Here is a 22694-nt window from a genome sequence, read left to right as displayed (position 1 = left end):
TCAAATTTTAGGCCGAACAGGCCTAAAATCATCCTGTTCTAGTCCAGACCCGCTTGCGCGGCGATCAGTCCTTCTTTGGTGCCGGCTTCGGCGCCGGAGGGATGATCGTTTGTGTCGGGGCTACGGTCGGTGTTGCCGGCTTTGCCGGAGCTGCGGCGGTTGCCGGTCTTCCTGGTTTTGCGCCATCGAGATTTCCAAGAAGGGATGAGATGGCATCGTCGCCGTCGAAGCCGGCTTCCTTCAGCAATTTGTCGAGGATCGGTTTATTCGCCTGATAGGAGAGGAGCTGGCTGGCCAGTCCTTCGCCGAGCCCGATACCGTTTCCGCCGGCCGCTCCGTTTCCGCGGCCGAGCATGCCGCCGGTGTCGAATATCCTGATATCGGAGATCTTCTCGATCGGCTTGACCGCTTCGGCGAGCGCCTGCGGAATGATGCGGATCCGTTCGCGGGTGATCTCGAACTCGATGATGGCAGAGCTCAACTTGTTGCGCGCGTCGTTGAGCAATGCCTCGCTCTCGGCCGCGGCCTTGCCGGTTTCGAGAATGCCCTTGGCCTTGATGATCGCCGCATCCGCTTCGGCGGTCGCGAGCGTCTTGATAGCCTCGGCCTGGTCGCTTGCCGCCTGTTTTTCGGCTTCGGCGCCGACGGTGACGGCAGTCGCTTCCGTCTCGGCTTTCTTGCGTGCGTCGATGACGGCAATCTGCTTTTCGCGTTCGGCAATCTCGATCGCCTTGGCGGTGCCAACCTTTTCTTCTGCCGCTATCGCCAGCGCGCGGGCCGTTTCCGCAGCCGCCTTCGCCTCGGATTCTTCACGGCTCTTGTTGGCAACGGCGATGGCGCTCTCCTGTGCCACGATCTGGAGGTCACGCTTGGCTTCGGTTTCGCGTTGCTGGACGGCGCGGGCGGCGTCGATGTTGGCGCTTTCGCGGGCCTGTTTGGCAGATGCCTCGCGTTCGGCGATCGCCTGTTCGGAAGCGATGCGGGCTTCCTCCTCGGCGCGTTTTGCGGCCTGCTCCTGCTGCGCGGTTTCGGCGCGTGTCGCCGCGGACTTGTTGGCGATATCCCGTTCCTGGCTGAGTTCGGCTTCCCGCTTCGTCCGCTCGATGGTCAGCGATTGCTGGCGTGCCTCGAGATCCTTCTGGGCGATGGCGACTTCGGTGTCGCGAACGATCTCGTTCCGTTCCTTCTTGCGTCCCTCGGTGATGCGGGTCAATGCCGCCAAGCCTTGCGCATCGAAGAAGTTGTTGGCGTTGAAATGCTTGATATCGGTCTGGTCGAGGCGTGTCAGCGACACGGATTCGAGTTCGAGGCCGTTCGACTGGAGATCGGCGCCGACAGCCTCCTGCACGGCCTTGACGAAATCCATGCGCTGTTCCTGCAGCGCGTCGAGATTCATCGTCGCGGCCACCGAGCGAAGGCCGTCGACGAATTTCGCCTCGATCAGGATGCGGAGAGCCTCGGCGTCGTTGGTGCGGTTGCCGAGTGTCTGGGCTGCAAGCGCAATCGAGGAGGCATCAGGTTTCACGCGCACATAGAATTCGGCGCCGATGTCGACGCGCATGCGGTCCTTGGTGATCAGTGCATCGCCTTCGCCGCGGCGAACCTCGAGCCGCAGTGTCTTCAGGTTCACCCGGGCAGTCGAATGGAAGATCGGCAGGACGACCGAACCGCCGTCGAGCACGACCTTCTGGCCGCCGAGACCGGTGCGCACATAGGCCTCATCGCGGCTGGAGCGCGTGTAAAGAGAGGCGAGGACAAAACCGATGCCGAAGATCAGAACAATCCCAATGCCGGCTGGTAGAATAACGTCGTACATCATTGCTGCTCCGTGAAAGATTGATTGTTTGCATCGGCGGGGTCGACCGGCGCGGGAATGGCGATAAACACATTTGCCTTGTGATCGACGAGAAGAACCGAAGCGCCGATCGCGAGCGGACCTTCGCCCTTGGCGGCTCTGGCTCGAAGCACATGCCAGTTTCCGTGCTGATCCTTGACGCGGACGCGGCCCGGCAGTCCCTGATCGAGCGGGCCGATCGAGACCTCGGCTGTCCGTCCGAGCAAGGCGTCGAGATCGACCGCATAGGTTTCGTCGTGCGGTACGATCCGCGCCACGGTTCTGCTCGATGCCCTGACCATGGGGATGGTTGCGAGCGCGGCAGGTATGACGGCTATCAAGCTTGGCAGCGGCGCCCAGAAAGCGTTGGCGACGGCCTGCAAGGCAAAGCCCGTCATCGCGAAGAAGCCGAGTGTCATCATCAGAAGAATCAGCAGGGGAACACCGCCGAGATTGAGCCAGGACAGGTATGCCAGGATGCCGTCATGGCCATGAACCTCCGGCTTTCCCAGAAATTCCGTCACAGAAAAACCCATGACCATCGCGAGCATCTCGATCGCGGTCAGACCTGCAAGCACGGCAGCGGCGATGGCAAAGGGAGCACATTCGGGGGCGAAGAGAAGGGCCATCGGCGTTACCGGTTATCCGCCTTGAAGCGTGCGAGGCGTGCCTCGATCGCCTGTTCGCGGTGCAGTCGGTCGAGTTCGTCCAATTCGGAACTATGGGCATGCTCGCCAGTGGGAACCCCGGTCAGCCGCGAGACCGCCGCGGCAGCGCGGGCAGCATCTGCGCCCGGCGCGGGCTGGCTATGACCGGTTGCGGCGTGTTCGGGATGCCTGGCAATGCTGCGCTTGAAATCGGCAAGGCGAGCGTCCGCCTCGCGGCGCGTGGCGAGCACGGCCTGCAAGGCTTTCTGGCCCTCGTCCAACTGTTCCCTGGCATCGGCCAGCGCCTTATCCAGAGCTGCGATCTGGGATTCGAGATCGATCTGGCGGGCAACGCCGGCCTTTGCCAGGTCATCCCGCTGAGAAGAGACAGCGAGGCGGATCTTCTGGTCGAGCGCGCTCAGGTCTTCGACGATTTCGTCCCTGCGACTCTGGATGCGATATTCCTCGGCGCGCGCCTTGCCTAGATCGGTGCGGGCCTCATCCGCCGCTGCGTCGATCTCGCGGATAGCCTGTTCGATGACGGCGATCTTATTGACGCCTTCCGCCTTGTCGACCGCCGCATTCGCGATGCCCGCGATCAGACGGCCCATACGTGAGAGAATGCCTTCGTTCGTCATGTTTTCCTCCATCCGAGCGGAATTCGGCGTAACGCCGATGTGAATCTCGTAGCGATCCTGGCCTGCAACGAGGTAGGCCGGAAAAATACTCTCCCATCCCCTGGAATAACCCGCGACATCGAAGGGCACGGCAACACGTCCGTGCACCGTGGCGATCGTCAGGTCCGAGGGGCCTTTGATGGCGAAGAGCTTGTCATCGAGCGGCAGATGCGGCGGATCGGCGGTGACGCCGCGATTGGCGGCGAAATCGCGAAGGCCGAGCGTGACCAGCCTTGCCGGCAAGCCCGTCTGCTCGCGGACGGTTTCATAGGCAAGGTCATGCAGCACGACGAGATTGGCCCCCGTCCTGTCGGAGACGAGGCCGGTCAGGATTTCGATCATCCTGAAATAGGCGGCAATGGTGTCGTCCAGCGCCTGCCGGGCACTGTCGTCAGGCGCCAGCGTGTAGCGCAGCAGCGATGGATGCGGTGTCTTGCCTGTGGTAGCCATGGGTAAAACATAAAGCACCGCTTTTGTGCTTTCAAGAGGTCACGCTGAAAATACAACCTAAGCTTAACGTGCGGTTAGAAAGACCGAGAGCAGCGTCCAGTATCGAGATATTCAGTTAGCCGTTGTTGCTTCCGTCGCTGGCGGCAGGTCACTGCCGCCCGTCGATGATCGACGAATTCACGTCGTTGATGTCGCGCTTGCCGCAGAGCGCCATGGTAATGTCCATCTCCTTGCGGATGATGCCGAGCGCCAGCGATACGCCTTCCTTGCCCATGGCGCCGAGGCCGTAGAGGAAGGGGCGGCCGATATAGGTACCCTTGGCGCCGAGCGCCACGGCCTTCAGCACGTCCTGGCCGGAGCGGATGCCACCATCGAGATGGATCTCGATACGGTCGCCGACGGCGTCGACGATCTTCGGCAGCATGCTGATCGAGGAGGGGGCGCCGTCAAGCTGACGCCCGCCATGATTGGAGACGACGATCGCATCGGCGCCGGTGTCGACGGCCGCCTTCGCATCCTCCGGATCGAGTATGCCCTTGATGATCAGCGGGCCGCCCCATTGTTCCTTGATCCAGGCTACATCGGCCCAGGACAGCCGGGGGTCGAACTGCTCGTGCGTCCATACGGAGAGCGAGGCGATATTGGAGACATTCTTCGCATGGCCAATGATATTGCCGAAGGTGCGGCGCTTGGTCTGCAGCATATCCAGGCACCAGAGGGGCCGGGTCGCCATCTGCCAGACATGTTTCGGGGTGAATTTCGGCGGCGCCGACAGGCCGTTGCGCAGGTCCTTATGCCGCTGGCCGAGGATCTGCAGATCAGCGGTCAACACCAGCGCCGAGCATCCGGCCGCCTTAGCGCGGTTGATGAGATTGAGGACAAAATCCTTGTCCCTCATCACGTAGAGCTGGAACCAGAAGGGACGTGTCGTCGCTGACGCCACGTCCTCGATCGAGCAGATGCTCATCGTCGAAAGCGTGAAGGGAACGCCGAACTCCTCGGCAGCGCGTGCCGCCAGCATCTCGCCGTCGGCATGCTGCATGCCGGTCAGGCCGGTTGGCGCCAGCGCCACGGGCATCGACACTTTTTGGCCGATCATCGTCGTTTCCAGCGTGCGGTTGGTCATGTCGACCATCACCCGCTGGCGCAGCTTGATCTGGCTGAAATCGCTCTCGTTCGCCGCATAGGTCGATTCCGTCCAGGCGCCCGAATCCGCATAGTCGAAAAACATCTTCGGCACACGCCGCCGGGCGAGCTTTTTCAGGTCGGCGATGGTGAGCGGAGCGGCCATGAATTGAACCTTCACATCTGAATGCGGCCATCGGCCATACCATGAATTTCGCAGGAGCGTGACGGGAAATTGGCCGTGCCGGGCAGCTTTTCACGGTCCAAATTCGAGAGTAACAGGCCGTGTCATCGAAGCCCCGCCTTCAACGCAACACCGGCCACATAGGTCTCGGCGATCGTCCGGTCGTCACCCATCGTCTGTAGCAGGAAGAGTTCCTCGGTCAGCGTCTTCACCACTTCCATCTTCAGCGCCATGGCGGGTGTCGCCGTCGCATCGAGAACGACGAGATCGGCCTCGGTGCCGGGTTCCAGCGTGCCGATCCGGTCCGCCAGCGATAGGGCCTCGGCATTGCCGAGGGTCATCAGGTAATAGCTTTCCAGCGGGTTCAGCCGTTCGCCGAGCAACTGCTGGATCTTGTAGGCCTCGTCCATCGTCCGCAGCATCGAATAGCTGGAACCGCCGCCGATATCGGTCGCCACCCCGATGCGAACCGGCTTTTCGCGCCGCGCCAGCGCCTTCAGCGGAAACAGGCCCGAGCCGAGGAAGAGGTTCGAGGTCGGGCAGTGGACGGCGACGGCACCCGCCTCGCTCATCGCGTCGGCCTCGCGCTCGGACAGGTGGATGGCGTGGCCGAAGAGGCTTTTTGGCCCGAGCAGGCCGTAGCGGGCATAGATGTCGGTATAGTCGAGCGCGTCGGGATAGAGCTCGCAGGTAAATCTGATCTCGTCGCGATTTTCCGAAAGATGCGTCTGGATGTGCAGATCGGGAAATTCGCGGGCAAGCGCTGATGTCGCTTCCAACTGCGCCGGTGTCGAGGTGATGGCAAAACGCGGGGTGATGGCGACGTGGTTGCGGCCCTTGCCGTGCCAGTCCGATATCACCTGGCGGGTCTCGTCATAGCCCATCTCGGGCGTGTCGAGCAGGCCCTGCGGGGCATTGCGGTCCATCATCACCTTGCCGCCGACCATGCGCATATTGCGCCTCATCGCCTCGGCAAAGAAAGCGTCGGCCGAGGTCTTGTGCACGGAGCAATAGGCGACCGCCGTCGTCGTGCCGTGGCGGATCAACTCGTCGTAGAAATGCGTGGCGATCCTTTCAGCATGCGCACTTTCGACGAAACGGCATTCCTCGGGAAAGGTGTAGGTGTTCAGCCACTCGAGCAGATTGGCGGCGTAGGAGGCGATCACCTGCATTTGCGGAAAATGCAGGTGCATATCGATGAAGCCGGGCATGATCAGATGCGGGCGGTGGTCGATCTCGACCGTGTCTTCCGCTGCTTTTGCCTTGACGTCACCATAGGGACCGACTGCCGTGATCAGCCCATCTTCGACTAGCAGGCCGCCATCCTCTTCGTAGAGATAGCTTTGGCTGTCGGCGAGGCTTAGCGGTGCGCGATGGAAGGAAAGCAGGCGGCCGCGCAGGAGTGTCGTCGTCATTGTTTCTTGCCTTCGACTGCGCTCTCGAACCAGGCGACCAGCAGCTTGCGTTCGTCCGGCGTGATGTCGGTGATGTTGCCGGGCGGCATGGCATGGCTGCGGCCCGCCTGTATATAGATCTCGCGGGCATGGGCGGCAATTTCCGCGTCGTTTTCGAGCATCACGCCCTTCGGCGGCCGCACGATGCCCTCATAGACCGGCTCGGCCGCGTGGCACATGGAACAGCGCGTCGAGACCAGTTGCTTGACGGCGGGGAAATGCGGATCGCCGGCAAATTGCTGGAAGGCGGGGGCGACCGCCGCCGCATCGGTTTCGCCGGTCAGCAGCTTCGGCACGGTCGAAAGCCACATGATCAGGATGAAGAGAATGACGGTGACGATCCAGGTCCAGGTCGGCCGACCCTTCCTGGCATGCGTCGTGTTGAACCAGTGGCGGATGGTGACGCCCATCAGGAAGACCAGAGCGGCGATCACCCAGTTGAACTGCGTACCGAAGGAGAGCGGATAATGGTTCGACAGCATGAAGAAGATGACGGGCAGCGTCAGGTAGTTGTTATGCAGCGAACGCTGCTTGGCGACCTGCCCATATTTAGGATCGGGAACCCGTCCGGCGATGAGGTCGGCGACGACGATCTTCTGGTTCGGAATGATGATCATGAAGACATTGGCCGACATGATCGTCGCGGTGAAGGCGCCGAGATGCAGGAAGGCGGCGCGGCCGGTGAAGAGCTGCGTATAGCCCCAGGCCATGAAGACCAGCACGACATAGAGCACCGCCATCAGTCCCCAGGTGTTCCGCCCAAGCGGCGACTTGCAGAGCAGATCGTAGACGATCCAGCCGAGGGCAAGCGACGCCAGCGAGATCAGGATGGCGACGGGCGGACTGATATCGAGCACATGCCGGTCGATAAGGAACAGGTCGGCACCGCCGTAATAGACGATGCACAGCATCAGAAAGCCGGAAATCCAGGTGAAATAGCTCTCGTATTTGAACCAGGTCAGGTGCTCCGGCATCTGGGCGGGCGCCACCAGATATTTCTGGACATGGTAGAAGCCGCCGCCATGAACCTGCCATTCCTCGCCATAGGCGCCGGGCGGCAGATGCGGGCGTTTCACCAGTCCGAGATCGAGCGCGATAAAATAAAAGGACGATCCGATCCAGGCGATCGCGGTAATGACATGGAACCAGCGCGCCGCAAAGGCGAGCCATTCCCATGCTATGGCATATTCATACATCGAGTTCCCCTATCTTCCTCCGACTCGTGACATTGCGGAAATTTTGGCGGGGAGGGAAGAGGAGATTGAAGAACTGCACACGCGCAACAGCTGACGCTGACCACAGGAGCAATGGAATGATCGCTGCGCTTGTCGAGATCTTCAGCGGTTTTGCCGAAGCTGCCGATCGCAGCCGCATCGCCGATCTGCTGTCGCGTGCCTAAAAGCTGCCGAGAAGGCTGTGTATTATCCCTGCCTTATACTTGATCTGCTAATTCAGCAGGCCTTGAACTGCGACGACTCGATTACAGTTATTTTGCGGGCCGCCGGAATAAAATAAGAACCGTTAGATCATCGGCGGCGCATTCATCGACGGAGAAGATGCCCATGCGCAGCATTCTGACGTGTGTGATGATTGCGTATGCGTCGTTGGCGACGGCTCACGACGCACCTTCGGGGTGGAGTTATGACCCCTATTGTTGCAACGGCGACAGTCATAATGGCGATTGCCAGATGATCCCTTCGAAAAGCGTGGCAGTGACGCCAGGTGGATATCGTGTGACGCTGATGCCGGGCGACCACCGGTTGGTCACGCATGCTCATGTCTTCCTGCTGCCAATGACGAAGGCAATGCAATCCGGCGATAACGACTATCATCTCTGTCTGTTCCCGAACGAGGATACGCCGCGCTGTTTTTATGCGCCGGAACTGGGATATTGAAGACGGACCACAGCACCGGACCCGGCTCTTGAACTGGGTTCGGTATGTCGTTGTCCGAAAACCGCTCTACAGTTTTAGGCGGCATCAATTGCCGGCTGCCTTCATCTCCTCAAGGATCCAGTTGCGGAAGGCCTTGATCTTGGGCACGTTGCGACGGTTTTCGGGGTAGACGAGCCAGTAGGCCTTGCCGTCGCTGCGGGTCAGTTCGAAGGGCTGATAGAGCCGGCCGAGCGCGATCTCAGCCGCATAGAAGGCCGGATGGAGAATGGCGACGCCATGGCCGGCGATCGCCGCATCGGCTTCCACCGCCTGGGAGCCAAGCTGGTTGCGCGGGCGCCGATCGAGATCCGTCTCCGTGACGCCGGCTGCCTCGAACCATTGTTTCCACCAGATGTCGCCGGCGTCGAAAAGATCGAACTTCAGGAGATCGCGCGGTTCTTTGATGCCGCCTGCCGTCTCCGCCAGCTTCGGGCTCAGCATCGGCGTGAATTCCAGGCCCATCAGCCGGTGCAGCGCCAGCCCCGGCCAGTTGCCGTCGCCCCAGCGGATGCCGACATCGATCTGCTCGCGGGCGAAGTCGATAATATCCGAACTCGCCTGAAAGCGCACAGCGATTGCCGGATGTTTCAAGTGGAAGGAGCCAAGGCGCGGCGCCAGCCACTTCGAGGCGAAGGTATGGGTGGAGCTGATGGCGAGCGTGCCTTCGACGCTGTCGCGCGCCGTCGCCATCGCGTCGTGCAGCATGGCAAAGGCTTCGGTCACCTTCGGCGCCAGCCGCTCGCCGGTCTCCGTCAGTGCGATCTGGCGGGGACGGCGCAGGAAGAGCGGCTCGCCGACATTCTCCTCCAGCAGCTTGATCTGGTAGCTGACGGCGGTCTGCGTCATGCCGAGTTCGTCGCCCGCCTTGGTGAAACTTCCGAGCCGGGCAGCTGCCTCGAAGACGCGCAACGCATTCAGCGGGAATTGTTTGGAGAGTTTCATGGATAAGTTCTCTTGATGCAGACATACGGTCGTTCGATTGGAATTGCAGCACTTTTGGCTGCAAACTGCAACTCATACCATCAAACCATTGAGGTGATGTCATGGATTGCTATGCTATCGAACAGAGCCCGCCGCAGCAGACCATCGGAATTTTCCGGCGCATCGGCGGCCGGCTGGCGCTGATCTGGCGCATGCCCAGCCTCGATCTCGACACGGCGCCCGATCGCGTCAAGCGCGCTCTCGGTTTCCTCGACGGGCGCGATCCCTATTACGAAGACGAGCGCATGCGGTAGGCAGCGAGCGCCGTCAGGATCTCGGCGGCGGTCATGGCGGCGATCACCTCAGGACGCTTGTCCCTGACTGCCGAGCCGCCGATCGGCAGCGTCAGCCGCTCCATCCAGCCGCGTTCTCCGCCACCTTCGCGGGAAAGCCAGCTGGCGAAGGTGGCGCGCTTAGTGGCCGAGCCGATCATGCCGGTATAGGCGAGGTCGGTCTTTTCCAGTGCCTCGCGGGCGATGAGGAAATCCAGCGCGTGGTCGTGCGTCAGGATGACCACCACGCCGCCGGCCGGAATATCCTTCACCAGTGCTTCCGGCATCGGCACAAGTCGCGCCTTGGTCTCTGCCGGCAGGTTGGCGAGCTCTTCCTGCCGCGTTTCGACGACCGTCACCGACAGCGGCAGCGGCGCCAAGGCCGCAGCCAGCGCCCGGCCGACATGGCCGGCACCGAAGAGATAAACCTCGGGGAGGCGCTCGATCTCACTGGTTAGCCTGGCTTCGATTTCTTCAGCAACCGCCTGCGTCACCCGGCGAAACCGTAACTGCGTGCGCCCACCGCAGCACTGGCCGATATCAGGCCCGAGCGGGATATCCATCTCCGCCATCCCGCCGGTTCCCGCGAGCATGTCCCGCGCATTCGCGATCGCCATGAATTCGAACTGGCCGCCGCCGATCGTGCTCCACAGGGCTTCAGCCGAGACGAGCATGAAGGTGCCGGCCTCGCGTGGGGTCGAGCCTTGCGTGCCGGTGATATCGACGAGGATGCAGTCTGGGTGGGCGGTGATGAAGCTGGAGAGGTCGGTCATGGGTGAAAGGCCGATGAGCGGGTGGGCGTGGCACCCCCCTCTGTCCTGCCGGACATCTCCCCGGAGATTAGCACGAGGCGCGAGCTTCCCGGGACAAGGCAGCTGTGGCGTAGAGTTTCATGACGTAATGCTAGGGCATTAAGGTGCGGTGCGTTCGGTCTTGCCGATCTCCCTCTTTGTGGGGGAGATGTCCGGCAGGACAGAGGGGGGCGCCGCCCACTCCAACCTCTCTGCGGGTGCCGCTCAAACAACAAATCAGCCGGACGCATCCTACACCCGCTTCATCCGCTCGACCGCCATCAACACCCGCTCCGGTGTCGCCGGCGCGTCGAGCCTCGGGCAGACCCGATAATCCGCGACGCTTGCCACGGCCATCGACAGTGCTTCCAGCACCGAGATCGCCAGCATCAAGGGTGGTTCGCCGACGGCCTTGGAGCGGCCGATGGTGGCCTCAGTGTTCTCGGACCATTCGGCGAGGCGCACGTTGAAGATCTTCGGACGGTCCGAAGCGAGCGGGATCTTATAGGTCGAGGGGGCGTGGGTGCGCAGCCGGCCCTTGTCATCCCACCAGAGTTCTTCCGTCGTCAGCCAGCCCAGGCCTTGGACGAAGGCGCCTTCGACCTGGCCCATGTCGATCGCCGGATTCAACGAGCGACCGACATCGTGGAGGATGTCGGTACGGTCGATCAGATATTCGCCCGTCAGCGTGTCGATCGAGACCTCGGTGCAGGAGGCGCCGTAGGCGAAATAATAGAAGGGCGTGCCGCGGCCGGCCTTGCGGTCCCAGTGGATCTTCGGCGTCTTGTAGAAGCCGGCGGCGGAAAGCTGGACGCGGGCGAAATAGGCCTGCTTGATGAAATCGGGGAAGGGGATCTCGATCTCGCCGACGCGCACGCGGTTCGGCAGGAAGACGACGTCGGCGGGGCCAACATCCCATTTCTCGGCGGCAAAGGCCACCAGCCGTTCCTTGATCTGGCGGGCAGCGTCATAGGCGGCCATGCCGTTGAGGTCCGAGCCGGAGGACGCCGCGGTGGCCGAGGTATTCGGCACTTTGGCGGTGGTCGTCGCCGTGATCTTCACCCTGTCGATATCGACCTGGAAGCTGTCGGCCAGCACCTGCGCCACCTTGGTGTAGAGGCCTTGGCCCATTTCTGTGCCGCCATGGTTCAGGTGGATCGAGCCGTCCTGGTAGATATGGACGAGGGCGCCAGCCTGGTTGAAGGCGGTCATGGTGAAGGAGATGCCGAATTTGACCGGCGTCAGAGCGATGCCTTTTCTGATGTAGCGGCTGTCGCGATTGAAGGCGATGATGGCGTTGCGCCGCGCCCGGTATTCGGCCGTTTCCTCCAGCTCCTCGACGATGCGGGCGATGATGTTGTCCTCGACCTCCTGATGGTAGGGGGTGAGCGTGCGCCCGGAGCCCGGCTGCCCGTAGAAATTCAGCTTGCGGACATCAAGCGGATCCTTGCCGAGGGCATAGGCGATCTCCTCGATGAAGCGTTCGGCGCCGAGCATGCCCTGCGGCCCGCCGAAACCGCGGAAGGCGGTGTTGGAGACGGTGTGCGTCTTCAGCGGCTTCGAGATCAGATGCACATGCGGATAGAAATAGCTGGAATCGGCATGGAACAGGGCACGGTCGGTTACCGGCCCTGAGAGGTCGGAGGAGAAGCCGCAGCGCGCAGCATAGGTCGCGTCGACCGCGTGGATGCGGCCTTCGGCATCGAAGCCCACCTCGTAATCGACGAGGAAATCGTGGCGCTTGCCGGTGGCGCTCATATCCTCGTCGCGGTCCGGACGGAATTTGATCGCGCGGCCGAGCTTCTTGGCGGCGATGGCGGCAAGTGCTGCGAACTGATTGCCCTGCGTCTCCTTGCCGCCGAAGCCGCCGCCCATGCGGCGCACGTTGACGGTTACGGCGTTGGAGGGAATATCGAGCACGTGGCCGACGATGTGCTGGATCTCGCTTGGATGCTGCGTCGAGGACCAGACGGTGACCTCGTCGTCTTCGCCGGGGATCGCCACGGCGATATGGCCTTCGAGGTAGAAATGTTCCTGTCCGCCGATGCGCATCTGACCTTTCAGACGCATGGCGGCATTGCTCATTTCCGTATCCGGCTCGCCGCGCCTGAGCGTCATCGGGGTGATGACCAGCGGGCCGCCATTGGCGAGCGCGCCGTCGATATCGCTCCAATGCGGCAGGTCGCGATAGTCGATCTTCGCCAACAGCGCGGCGCGGCGGGCGGCATCACGCGTCTCGGCGATAACGGCAAAGATCGGCTGGCCGTGGAACTGAACTAAAGTTTCGGCCAGCAGCGGCTCGTCATGGCTGCCGTTAGAGCTGACGTCGTTGACGCCAGGGACATCCTTGCCGGTGAAGACCCAGACGACGCCGGGATAGGCGGCGACCGCGGAAAGGTCGATGCCGGCGATTTCGGCATGCGCCCGGCCGGAGAGGCCGAGGGCGCCGTGCAGCAGACCTGCGGGTTCGGGAATATCGTCGATATAATCAGCGGTTCCGGTGACATGCTTATGCGCTGAATCATGCCGCAGCGAGCCGTGCATCGGGCCTGCGATGATGGCCTTGCGGTCTTCGAAGGTGGACTTGTCCATTAGATGCCTCCTTCGTGAGGACGTGTGGTGCCGCGCGGCCCCCTCATCCGCCCTTCGGGCACCTTCTCCCCGAGGGGAGAAGGGGGAAAAGAGACGGCGCGGCAGTCCCTTCTCCCCAGCGGGGAGAAGGTGGCGGCAGCCGGATGAGGGGGGTGGCTTGCGCTGACATGTATCATCTTCATCACGCCACCTCCTCGAACCGCTTCAACTCCGCCGGCGCGCCGACCGTCTCGAGATAGAACCGCGTCAACAGGTTCTTCGCCGTAAGCTGGCGGTATTCCGCCGTGGCGCGCCAGTCGGTCAGCGGCTTGTAGTCGGCGTCGAAGGCGGGGCGGGCCGCCTCGATCGTCGCTTCCGTCCACGGTTTGCCGATCAGTTCGGCTTCCACCCTTCGGGCGCGTTTCGGCGTCGCCGCCATGCCGCCGAAGGCAATGCGGATGTCGGTGATCATCTCGGCATCGTCGAGCGTCAGCAGGAAGGCGCCGAGCACGGCGGTGATGTCCTCGTCGCGGCGCTTGGTGATCTTATACGCGGCAAAGCGATTGGTTGCTGCCGGGTAGGGCACGAAGACGCTCTCGACGAATTCGCCGGGCTTCCGATCCTGCTTGCCATAGGCGATGAAGAAATCCTCGAGCGGCATTCTGCGCTGGCCTTGCAGGGACCGCAGCGTCAGCGTCGCGCCGAGCGCGATCAGCGGCGGCGGGCTGTCGCCGATCGGCGAGCCGTTGGCGATGTTGCCGCCAATCGTGCCCATGTTGCGCACCTGCTCGCCGCCGACGCGATCGATCAACCGGCCGAGCGCCGGGATTTTCTTGGAGATTGCTTCGAAGGCCTTGGTGTAGCTGACGCCGGCGCCGATGGTGACGCCGTCTTCGTCGTCGTCTTCTCTGACCGACTGCAGTTCGCTCAAATGATTGATGAAGACCACCGGGCTCAGCCTGCGCATCTGCTTCGTCACCCAGAGGCCGACATCCGTCGCACCGGCGACGATGATTGCGTCGGGTTCCTGCGAAAGGATTCCTGCCAGCACCTCCATGGAAGCTGGTACGATCAGTCGGTCTTCGCCATTCGTAATGCTGATGGTGCCGCTCGCCTGCATCGCCCAGAGCCGGGCGACGATTTCCGAACGTGTCCGCTGCAGCGGATCGAAGAGCGTGCTCGGCCGCATCATGCTCACCTGCTCGGCGGCCTTGACGATCGGCTCGTAGCCCGTGCAGCGACAGAGATTGCCCTGCAGTGCCTTTTCGATTTCCTGGCGGCTCGGCTTTTCCTTGGCGAGCCAGAGACCGTAAAGAGACATGACGAAACCAGGGGTGCAGAAGCCGCATTGCGAGCCGTGGCAATCGACCAGTGCCTGCTGCACCGGATGCAACGCGCCGTCCCTGCCGGCCAGATGCTCGACCGTTACCACATGGGTGGCGTGCAGCGAGCCCATGAAACGGATACAGGCATTGACGGATTCATAGGCGAGCTTGCCGTCCGCCAACCGGCCGACGAGTACGGTGCAGGCGCCGCAATCGCCCTCCGCGCATCCTTCCTTGGTGCCCGTCAGCCGTCGCTTCAACCGCAGAAAATCCAAAAGCGTCTCGGTTGGCCTGACATCGGTGAGCGCGATGTCCTCGCCATTCAGGATGAAGCGGATACTGTCGTTCATGATATTCCCGGTTGTTTTTCCAAATGGTTATGCCGCCGTCCAGCCACCGTCAATCGAGATATGCGTTCCGGTCACCTGCCGGGCCGCGTCGCTGGCGAGATAGAGTGACAGTGCGCCGATTTCCTCGGCCTTGACGAATTCATGCGTCGGCTGCGCCTTGAGAATGACCTCGCTCTTTACCTGTTCCTCGGTCATGCCGCGCGCCTTGGCGGTATCCGGTATCTGCTTCTCGACGAGCGGCGTCAGCACGTAGCCGGGGCAGATGGCGTTCACGGTTACGCCGAATTCGGCAAGTTCCAGGGCTGCCGTCTTCGTCAGGCCCAATATACCATGTTTTGCCGCGACATAGGCGGATTTGAAGGGGGAGGCGACGAGCCCGTGGGCCGAGGCGATGTTGATGATGCGGCCGTGTTTTTTCGCCTTCATCAGCGGGATCGCGGCGCGCATGCTATGAAAGGAACTCGACAGATTGATCGCGATGATCTGGTCCCACTTCTCGATCGGGAAATCCTCGATCTTCTCGACGTGCTGGATGCCGGCATTGTTGACCAGGACATCGACGCCGCCGAAGGTCTTGGCAGCCGTTTCGATCAGGTCGGCGATCTCGGCGGGCTTCGTCATGTCGGCCGGATGATAGAGCGCCCGGCCTTTGGATAATGATTCAAGTCGTTCGACGATCGCCTTGATTTCATCTGCCTTTCCGAAACCGTTGATGACGATGTTGTCGTCCGTTTCGGCGAAGGCAGTGGCGATCGCAAGGCCGATGCCGCTGGTGGAACCGGTGACGACGACTGTTCTACTCATGCTGTTCTCCCTTAAATCGCGATGCTGCGTTGCAGCGTTGGCTGCGAAGTTATGCCCAAAGCCGGCGGGCTGGCAATTCCGCTTTATTCGCTTTTCTCACCCGCATCCGTGTCCTATTGATTTGCTTCGACAATTGACATGCTGAGGGAGGGTTTTCATGAGCGGATATGTTCTGGCGATCGATCAGGGAACGACGTCGACGCGGGCGATCGTCTTCGATGGCGACATGCATGTCGCCGGCAAGGGCCAGAAGGAATTCACCCAGATCTATCCGCGATCCGGCTGGGTCGAGCACGATCCCGAGGAGATCTGGGATTCCGTCGTCTCCACCGTCCACATGGCGCTGCGCGATGCCGGGATCGAGGCTAGGGATCTTGCCGCGCTCGGCATCACCAACCAGCGCGAAACGGTCGTCGTCTGGGAGCGCGAAACGGGCCGGCCGATCCAGAATGCCATCGTCTGGCAGGACCGGCGTACGGCAAGCTATTGCGACAATCTGAAACGACAGGATTTCGAGCGGCTGTTCACGAAGAAGACCGGCCTGATCCTCGATCCCTATTTTTCCGGCACCAAGCTCTCCTGGATGCTGGCTAACGTGAAGGGCGCGCGGGCGCGCGCCGCCAGGGGCGATCTCTGCTTCGGCACGATCGACACTTTCCTGATCTGGCGGCTGACGGGCGGCAAGAGCTTCGTCACCGACGCCACCAATGCCTCGCGCACGCTGATGTACAACATCGCCGAAAACGCCTGGGACGAGGATCTGCTCGATATTCTCCGCGTGCCCGCCGCCATGCTGCCGGAGGTCAAGGATTGCGCCGCCGACTTCGGCACGGTCGATCCTGATATCTTCGGTGCGGCGATCCCCATCCTCGGCGTTGCCGGCGACCAGCAGGCGGCCACCATCGGCCAGGCGTGTTTTGCGCCGGGCATGATGAAATCGACCTATGGCACTGGCTGTTTCGCGCTGCTCAACACCGGCGCCGACATGGTGCGCTCCAAAAACCGGCTGCTGACCACCATCGCCTATCGCCTGAACGGCGAGACGACCTATGCGCTGGAGGGTTCGATCTTCATCGCGGGTGCGGCCGTGCAGTGGCTGCGGGACGGGCTCGGCATCATCGGCAGCGCTGCCGAGACCAATGCGCTTGCCGAAAGGGCCGATCCGACCCAGGAGGTCTATCTCGTGCCCGCCTTCACCGGCCTCGGCGCGCCGCACTGGGATGCCAAGGCGCGCGGTGCGATCTTCGGGTTGACGCGCAACAGCGGCCCGGCGGAACTCTGCCGGGCGGCGCTGGAGGCCGTCTGCTACCAGACCCGCGACCTGCTCGATGCCATGCAGAAAGACTGGAAGAACGGCGCCGACGACACCGTGCTGCGCGTCGACGGCGGCATGGTCGCCTCTAACTGGACGATGCAGCGCCTTGCCGACCTGCTCGATGCGCCGGTCGATCGCCCGGTGATCCTGGAGACGACGGCGTTGGGGGCCGCCTGGCTCGCCGGCAGCCGGGCAGGGGTGTGGCCGGACAGGGATGGTTTCTCCGCGACGTGGAAACGCGATCGGCGATTCGCGCCCGACATGGACGAGAAGGTGCGGGCGGCGAAGCTCAAGGGCTGGAAGAATGCTGTCCGGCGAACACTGAGCGAGGGGTAGAGGCGATGAGAGCCGCGTCGTAGCCCCGCTCGTTTCCGCGAGCTGGTTGGCTATTTCTTCAACCACGGCGTCGCCGTGCTCCAGAAGATCACGTTCGCGCCGAGATAATCCCTAGCAAAGGCGGTGAATTCGACCTTGGTGAAGGGCTTCTTCGTCGCCGGGTTCTTGTAGGTCAGCGTCGGCTCCTGCACGGCCATGCCGACATAGGTGAGCTTGCCCTTGTACTTGTTGAAGAAGGGGTAGGAGTTCTTCATCTGCGCCTTGCGATTGGGCACGATATCGGGGCCGCCGAGGCCGACATTGTTCTTCGCCGCGAAGTCGAAAAGGCGGCCCATATAATTATGGTCGTTTTCCCATTCGCAGGGCCAGAAGTTGACGTATTGCACCACCATCGACTTGGCGAAGACCTTCCTTGCAAAGGCGAGGTTTGCCATCTCGCCCTGGAAATAGGCATCGCAGCTATAGCCTTTCGGTTCGTGCTTGGGGTCGAGATCCATCGCCGTTTCCGGCAGATTGACGCCGTAGACCTTGCCGTCGAACTTTTCGGCCAGCGCCTTCAGCAGCGCCTGATAACGCTCGCGTACGGCAGGGTTCCATTGTTGCGCCACCCAGCCGACCGGCTTGTTTTCGCCGGGATTGTCGAACTGAGCGGTGAGGCCGCCGTCATATTCCGGATCAGCCAGCATATAGTCGGGGATATTGCGCGCCTTCGGATCAAAGAAGCGGTCCTGGACCTGGATGAAGAGCTTCCTGTTCAGGCTTTGGGTGAGCGCCAGATCCCTCTCGATCTGCGAGAAATCATATTGGCCCTTGGCAGGCTCGAGGCCCTTCCAGTTGTACACGATTTGGACGCCTGAGATATCCGGGCGCGCAAGCTGCGTCTTCACCGATTCCAGCTCGCCGGCGCTCGTATAGAGGAAGTTTTCGGGTGCGGAGGCGGCGAGGGCTGTTTTCATCGGCAGCATGAGGGCGGCGAGGGCAATGAGACGTGTTCGAGGCTTGTTCATGTGGTTCTCGAATGAAAAGGTGATGGAGGCGCCCGAAGCTCTTAAGGCTAAAAAGGGCAACTCCATGACGGGCGAGATGGCACCGGAAGCTTGACCAACTGTGGCTCTCCAATCGAATTGCTCATTTCTCCATCAATAATTTTTTGATGCACGCTGTCGGCCGAGGCGGTACTCCTTCGTCATTCGGAAAGAGGAGTGAGCAATGCTTTATGCAATCCTTTGTTACGCCCATGAGGAAACCGTTTTCGCCTGGACCAAGGAGGAGGAGGCTGCCGTCATGGAGAAACTCTACGCCGTGCAGGAGCCGCTTGCCGCATCTGGCAAGCTCGGCCCCGTCGGCCGACTGATGCCAACGACGGCTGCGACCACGGTGCGCAAGGGCAAGGATGAGCCCTTGGTCATCGATGGGCCTTTTGCGGAAACGAAAGAGGCGCTTCTCGGCTTCTATGTCGTCGACTTTGAAACGCTCGACGAGGCGATCGCCTTCTCGAAGCAGCTTTCATCCGTCAATCCAGGTTCCACCTCTTACGAAATTCGGCCTTTCTACGTCTTCAGGCCCGGAGATGCTTCATCATGACAGACATTGCCTGGATCGACCTCGCGCTTGCATCGGCCCGCCCGAAGGCGCTCGGCGCGCTGCTGCGCTACTTCCGCAATCTCGATACCGCGGAAGAGGCGTTTCAGGAAGCGTGTCTGAGGGCGATCCGGACATGGCCGGAGAAAGGGCCACCGCGTGATCCCACAGCCTGGCTCATCTTCGTCGGCCGCAACAGCGGCATCGACGCGGTGCGCAAACGGGCGAAGATCCAGGCTCTGCCGGATGAGGACGTCATCTCCGATACCGAGGATGCCGAAAGCGATATCGTCGAGCGGCTGGACGATTCCCACTATCGCGACGATATCCTGCGGCTGCTGTTCATCTGCTGCCATCCCGATCTACCCGCGACCCAACAGATCGCGCTGGCGCTGCGCATCGTCTCCGGCCTTTCGGTGCCGCAGATCGCCCGGGCCTTCCTGGTGTCGGAAAGCGCCATGGAACAGCGCATCACGCGGGCCAAGGCGCGGGTAGCGAAAGCCGGCTTGCCTTTCGAAACACCGAGCCCTGAGGAAAGGGCCGAACGGCTCTCGATCGTCAGCACCATGATCTACCTGATCTTCAACGAGGGCTACAGCCAGGCCGATCCCAGGCATGAGGCGGCTGCCTTCAGCGACGAAGCGATCCGGCTGGCGCGATTGATGCTGCATATCTTCCCGTCCGAACCGGAGCTGATGGGGCTGCTTGCGCTCATGCTTCTGCAGATCTCGCGCCGGCCGGCACGCTTCAACGCTGGAGATGAGATCGTGCTGCTCGAAGATCAGGACCGGTCGCTTTGGAACCAGCCATATATCAATGAGGCGTTGGCGCTGCTCGACAAGGCGTTGCGCCATCGCAAGCCCGCCCCCTATCAGATTCAGGCGGCCATCGCCGCTGTTCACTCCCGCGCAAAACGCGCCGAGGATACCGACTGGGTGGAGATCGATCTGCTCTATCGCGCGCTGGAGCGTCTCCAGCCGTCGCCCGTGATCACGCTCAACCGCGCCGTCGTCGTCTCCAAGCTCCAAGGTCCGCAGGATGCGCTCGACCTCATCGATCCGCTCGGCGAAAAGCTCGGAGGTTATTTCTATTATCATGGCCTGCGGGGCGGGCTGCTGAAGCAGCTTGGCCTGACAGGCCAGGCGCGCGAGGCTTTCGACCGCGCCATTGCGCTTGCCCATTCGGCGGCCGAGGCCGCCCATATCCGCCGACAGATCGACAAGCTGCAGGAAGAAGCCGCACAGCCGGTCGCAAGATAATTCGGTATGCTGTCGGAATGGGGGACTTCGACACGTCCTTGTAACAACCTGACAGGAAACAGGTTTCATTCAAATGGAGAGATGTCGACATGACTGCCAGCACGCAACATGAACTCGTCCTCGTTCGCGAATTCGACGCGCCGCGCGAGAAGATCTACAAGGCATGGACTAATCCTGATCTGCTGAAGCAGTGGTTCGTGCCGCGTCCCTGGGGTGTCGCGGAAGCCCAGCTCGACGTCCGCCCCGGCGGCTCCAGCGTTGTCGTCATGCAGGATCCCGAGGGCAATCAGTATCCGAACCGCGGCGTCTATCTCGAGGTCATCGAGAACGAGAAGATCGTCTTCACCGATGCCTATACCAGCGCCTGGGTGCCGTCCGAAAAACCTTTCTTCACTGGCGTCATCCTGCTCGAAGATCTCGGCAACGGTCGCACGAAATATACGGCCAAGGCGCTGCACTGGCGCGCCGAGGACAAGGAGGCGCACGAGAAGATGGGCTTCCACGAAGGATGGGGCAAGGCTGCGGACCAGTTGGCGGAGTTGCTGGCGAAGATGTGAGCGGGAGGCGAGGCGGCGCGGCGAGACCGCGTCGCCCTGGCAGTTGAAGCACCATCTAAGACGGTTCGAAAGATGATTCCGCCGGCGCTTCGAAGTCGTTGAATTCAGATTCGAATTGGTCGCCGATCGATCTTCCAGATTCCCAAAGTCATCATGCCGCCCATCGAAATTCTCGAACATTCCGTTCCAGAATTTGTATTTGCGCTCTATCCCCGGCATCCTTATCTCAGCCGAGAATTCAACAGGATGCCGATGATGGAACTGGGGCTTTACACATTCGCCGACGTCAATCCCAACCCCTCGCGCGGCAAGGGCGCCGAGGCGGCCGAACGGCTGAAGCATCTTATCGAGGAAATCGAGCTTGCCGATCAGGTTGGGCTCGACGTCTTCGGCCTCGGCGAGCATCACCGGCCGGACTATGCAGCGTCTGCTCCGGCGGTCGTGCTGGCGGCGGCTGCCGTCAAGACCAGGAATATCCGGCTGACCAGTGCAGTCACCGTGCTCTCCTCCGACGATCCGGTGCGCGTCTTCCAGCAGTTTTCGACGCTCGACCTGATTTCCGATGGCCGGGCCGAGATCATGGCGGGGCGCGGCTCCTTCATCGAGTCCTTCCCGCTGTTCGGTTATAATCTCGAAGACTACGACCAGCTTTTCGAGGAGAAGCTCGATTTGCTGCTGGCGCTGCGCGACAGCGAGGTTGTGGAGTGGAAGGGCGAGCTTCGCGCGCCGATCAACGGGCGCGGCGTCTATCCCAGGCCGCTGCAGGATCCGTTGCCGCTCTGGGTTGCCGTCGGCGGCACGCCGCAGTCGGTGGCGCGCGCCGGCGCGCTGGGCCTGCCGGTGGCACTGGCAATCATCGGCGGTGAGCCGCGGCGTTTCGCGCCGCTCTTCGATCTCTATCGCGAGGCGGCGCGCCGGGCAGGGCAGGATCAGGCGAAGCTGAAGACCAGCATCAACGTCCATGGCTTCATCGCCGATACAACGGAGGCGGCGGCCAACCAGTTCTACGGGCCTCAAGCCGAGGTGATGAACCGCATCGGCCGTGAGCGCGGCTGGGGACCGACGAACCGGGCGCATTTCGACATGTCGCGCGGGCCGAACGGCGCGCTCTTCGTCGGTAATCCCGAGGCGGTCGCCGAAAAGATCATCGCCCATCATGCGCTCTTCAAGAACGACCGCTTCCTGCTGCAGATGGCCATTGGCCTGATGCCGCATGCCGAGATCATGCGCGGCATCGAGCTTTACGGCACGAAAGTCGCGCCGATCGTCAGAAAGGCGTTGACTGACAGCAGCGAAGAGGCGAAAGCCACGGCTTGACGAGCGCATAACGCCGAAAATCGGAATCGATTTTCTGAACTGAGTATGTGCAGATTCGAAGTGACAGAGCGTCCCTAGAGCTTCCTGTTGGAGGCGCGGCGCTCTAAGGCGGCCGCGGCCGTCCTGCGCAAGGCCGGAACAGACGAATGGTTATCGCAAACGACGACGAACTGGTAAAGCTCAAGGAGATCGGCCGCATCTGCGCCAACGCCATACAGGTGATGGCGGCGGCGATGGAGCCCGGCATGACGACGCTGGAGCTCGACCAGATCGGCCGCAAGGTGCTCGAGGATTCAGGCGCGCGCTCGGCGCCGGAATTCTGTTACCAGTTTCCCGGTGCCACCTGCATCAGTATCAACGAGGAAATCGCCCACGGTATTCCCGGCCCGCGCGTCATCCGCGCCGGCGACCTCATCAACATCGACGTCTCGGCTGAGAAGGATGGTTTCTTTGCGGATACAGGCGCCTCCTTCGCGATGCCGCCGGTCAAGCCGAAGATCGAGCGGCTCTGCCGCGACGGCAAGCGGGCGCTCTGGGTCGGGCTCAACCAGGTCAAATCGGGCGAGCCTCTGGCAAAGATCGGCACTGCCGTCGGTGCCTTCGCGCAGAAGAACCGCTATACGCTAGTCGCCAATCTCGCGAGCCACGGCGTCGGCCGCTCCTTGCACGAGGAGCCGGCCGAGCTCTCGACCTGGCCGGACCCTTCGGAAAAACGGATGATGACCGAAGGCCTCGTCTTCACCGTCGAGCCGTTTCTCTCACTCGGCGCGACATGGGCCGAAGGCGGCGACGATGCCTGGACGCTCTATGCCGATCCGAAGGCGCCGACCGTGCAATACGAACACACGGTGGTGGCGACGCGCAACGGGCCGGTGATTCTGACCTTGCCGGATGAGCGGGCGTAAGACCGGCACTGGACAATGAAGATGG

At 61.9% G+C, this 22694-nt stretch carries 21 protein-coding genes; 9 read left to right on the top strand and 12 right to left on the bottom strand.

Going from position 1 to position 22694, the window contains the following annotated elements; genetic code table 11:
• Positions 1-64 precede the first annotated feature (64 nt).
• The 6 genes from RLCC275e_RS16140 to puuD all read right to left on the bottom strand — a co-directional run bounded on the left by RLCC275e_RS16140 (position 65) and on the right by puuD (position 7567).
• Positions 65-1819 carry a flotillin family protein gene (locus RLCC275e_RS16140; RefSeq protein ID WP_033180099.1) on the bottom strand — a complete coding sequence of 585 codons (1755 nt, stop codon included), beginning with the start codon at positions 1817-1819 and terminating at the stop codon, positions 65-67.
• Positions 1816-2463: an OB-fold-containig protein gene (locus RLCC275e_RS16135; protein ID WP_033180100.1), complete on the bottom strand. Its 648-nt coding sequence runs from the start codon at positions 2461-2463 to the stop codon at positions 1816-1818. Before RLCC275e_RS16135 ends, RLCC275e_RS16140 begins: the two co-directional genes overlap by 4 nt.
• Before the next feature lie 5 nt (positions 2464-2468).
• On the bottom strand, positions 2469-3626 hold the full coding sequence (locus RLCC275e_RS16130; protein WP_033180101.1) for a PspA/IM30 family protein: 1158 nt from the start codon (positions 3624-3626) through the stop codon (positions 2469-2471).
• 130 nt (positions 3627-3756) lie between these two features.
• On the bottom strand, positions 3757-4899 hold the full coding sequence (locus tag RLCC275e_RS16125; protein WP_033180102.1) for an alpha-hydroxy acid oxidase: 1143 nt from the start codon (positions 4897-4899) through the stop codon (positions 3757-3759).
• Positions 4900-5021: 122 nt separating this feature from the next.
• A complete protein-coding gene (gene guaD, locus RLCC275e_RS16120; RefSeq protein WP_033180103.1) occupies positions 5022-6332 on the bottom strand; it encodes a guanine deaminase in 1311 nt (436 codons plus the stop codon).
• Positions 6329-7567 carry a urate hydroxylase PuuD gene (gene puuD / locus RLCC275e_RS16115; protein WP_033180104.1) on the bottom strand — a complete coding sequence of 413 codons (1239 nt, stop codon included), beginning with the start codon at positions 7565-7567 and terminating at the stop codon, positions 6329-6331. Before puuD ends, guaD begins: the two co-directional genes overlap by 4 nt.
• Positions 7568-7632: 65 nt before the next feature.
• Here puuD and RLCC275e_RS16110 point away from each other — a divergent pair, with 65 nt between their 5' ends.
• Both RLCC275e_RS16110 and RLCC275e_RS16105 read left to right on the top strand, forming a co-directional pair.
• Positions 7633-7770: a hypothetical protein gene (locus RLCC275e_RS16110; RefSeq protein ID WP_165404969.1), complete on the top strand. Its 138-nt coding sequence runs from the start codon at positions 7633-7635 to the stop codon at positions 7768-7770.
• 163 nt (positions 7771-7933) lie between these two features.
• The gene (locus RLCC275e_RS16105) at positions 7934-8266 is read left to right on the top strand and encodes a hypothetical protein (RefSeq protein ID WP_003561515.1); all 333 of its coding nucleotides are present in this window, start codon (positions 7934-7936) and stop codon (positions 8264-8266) included.
• An 84-nt stretch (positions 8267-8350) separates the two neighbouring features.
• On the opposite strand, the gene gcvA is transcribed toward RLCC275e_RS16105, so the two are convergent.
• Positions 8351-9247, bottom strand: a complete 897-nt coding sequence (gene gcvA, locus RLCC275e_RS16100; RefSeq protein WP_033180105.1) for a transcriptional regulator GcvA — start codon at positions 9245-9247, stop codon at positions 8351-8353.
• A gap of 101 nt (positions 9248-9348) precedes the next feature.
• On the opposite strand from gcvA, the gene RLCC275e_RS16095 reads away from it, so the two are divergent.
• The gene (locus tag RLCC275e_RS16095) at positions 9349-9540 is read left to right on the top strand and encodes a hypothetical protein (protein ID WP_033180106.1); all 192 of its coding nucleotides are present in this window, start codon (positions 9349-9351) and stop codon (positions 9538-9540) included.
• On the opposite strand, the gene xdhC is transcribed toward RLCC275e_RS16095, so the two are convergent.
• The 4 genes from xdhC to RLCC275e_RS16075 form a co-directional block, all read right to left on the bottom strand.
• On the bottom strand, positions 9516-10331 hold the full coding sequence (xdhC, locus tag RLCC275e_RS16090; protein WP_033180107.1) for a xanthine dehydrogenase accessory protein XdhC: 816 nt from the start codon (positions 10329-10331) through the stop codon (positions 9516-9518). The genes RLCC275e_RS16095 and xdhC overlap by 25 nt on opposite strands.
• Before the next feature lie 270 nt (positions 10332-10601).
• The gene (gene xdhB, locus RLCC275e_RS16085; RefSeq protein ID WP_033180108.1) at positions 10602-12941 is read right to left on the bottom strand and encodes a xanthine dehydrogenase molybdopterin binding subunit; all 2340 of its coding nucleotides are present in this window, start codon (positions 12939-12941) and stop codon (positions 10602-10604) included.
• A gap of 181 nt (positions 12942-13122) precedes the next feature.
• Entirely contained in the window at positions 13123-14595 is a 1473-nt protein-coding gene (xdhA, locus tag RLCC275e_RS16080) for a xanthine dehydrogenase small subunit (RefSeq protein ID WP_033180109.1), read from the bottom strand.
• A 27-nt stretch (positions 14596-14622) separates the two neighbouring features.
• The gene (locus tag RLCC275e_RS16075; RefSeq protein ID WP_033180110.1) at positions 14623-15399 is read right to left on the bottom strand and encodes a 3-hydroxybutyrate dehydrogenase; all 777 of its coding nucleotides are present in this window, start codon (positions 15397-15399) and stop codon (positions 14623-14625) included.
• Positions 15400-15556: 157 nt separating this feature from the next.
• On the opposite strand from RLCC275e_RS16075, the gene glpK reads away from it, so the two are divergent.
• The gene (glpK, locus tag RLCC275e_RS16070) at positions 15557-17050 is read left to right on the top strand and encodes a glycerol kinase GlpK (RefSeq protein WP_033180111.1); all 1494 of its coding nucleotides are present in this window, start codon (positions 15557-15559) and stop codon (positions 17048-17050) included.
• A gap of 50 nt (positions 17051-17100) precedes the next feature.
• On the opposite strand, the gene RLCC275e_RS16065 is transcribed toward glpK, so the two are convergent.
• Entirely contained in the window at positions 17101-18057 is a 957-nt protein-coding gene (locus RLCC275e_RS16065) for a hypothetical protein (protein WP_130707837.1), read from the bottom strand.
• A 202-nt stretch (positions 18058-18259) separates the two neighbouring features.
• On the opposite strand from RLCC275e_RS16065, the gene RLCC275e_RS16060 reads away from it, so the two are divergent.
• The 5 genes from RLCC275e_RS16060 to map all read left to right on the top strand — a co-directional run bounded on the left by RLCC275e_RS16060 (position 18260) and on the right by map (position 22669).
• Entirely contained in the window at positions 18260-18634 is a 375-nt protein-coding gene (locus RLCC275e_RS16060) for a YciI family protein (RefSeq protein ID WP_003561490.1), read from the top strand.
• On the top strand, positions 18631-19890 hold the full coding sequence (locus RLCC275e_RS16055) for an RNA polymerase sigma factor (RefSeq protein ID WP_033180112.1): 1260 nt from the start codon (positions 18631-18633) through the stop codon (positions 19888-19890). The genes RLCC275e_RS16060 and RLCC275e_RS16055 overlap by 4 nt, the downstream gene beginning before the upstream one ends.
• Before the next feature lie 89 nt (positions 19891-19979).
• A complete protein-coding gene (locus RLCC275e_RS16050; RefSeq protein ID WP_033180113.1) occupies positions 19980-20447 on the top strand; it encodes an SRPBCC family protein in 468 nt (155 codons plus the stop codon).
• 255 nt (positions 20448-20702) lie between these two features.
• Positions 20703-21764, top strand: a complete 1062-nt coding sequence (locus RLCC275e_RS16045) for an LLM class flavin-dependent oxidoreductase (RefSeq protein ID WP_033180658.1) — start codon at positions 20703-20705, stop codon at positions 21762-21764.
• 146 nt (positions 21765-21910) lie between these two features.
• Positions 21911-22669: a type I methionyl aminopeptidase gene (gene map, locus RLCC275e_RS16040; protein WP_033180114.1), complete on the top strand. Its 759-nt coding sequence runs from the start codon at positions 21911-21913 to the stop codon at positions 22667-22669.
• Positions 22670-22694 lie beyond the last annotated feature (25 nt).

Source organism: Rhizobium brockwellii (genome assembly GCF_000769405.2).
GTDB lineage: Bacteria > Pseudomonadota > Alphaproteobacteria > Rhizobiales > Rhizobiaceae > Rhizobium > Rhizobium brockwellii.
This window is presented reverse-complemented; position numbering and strand designations above follow the sequence as displayed.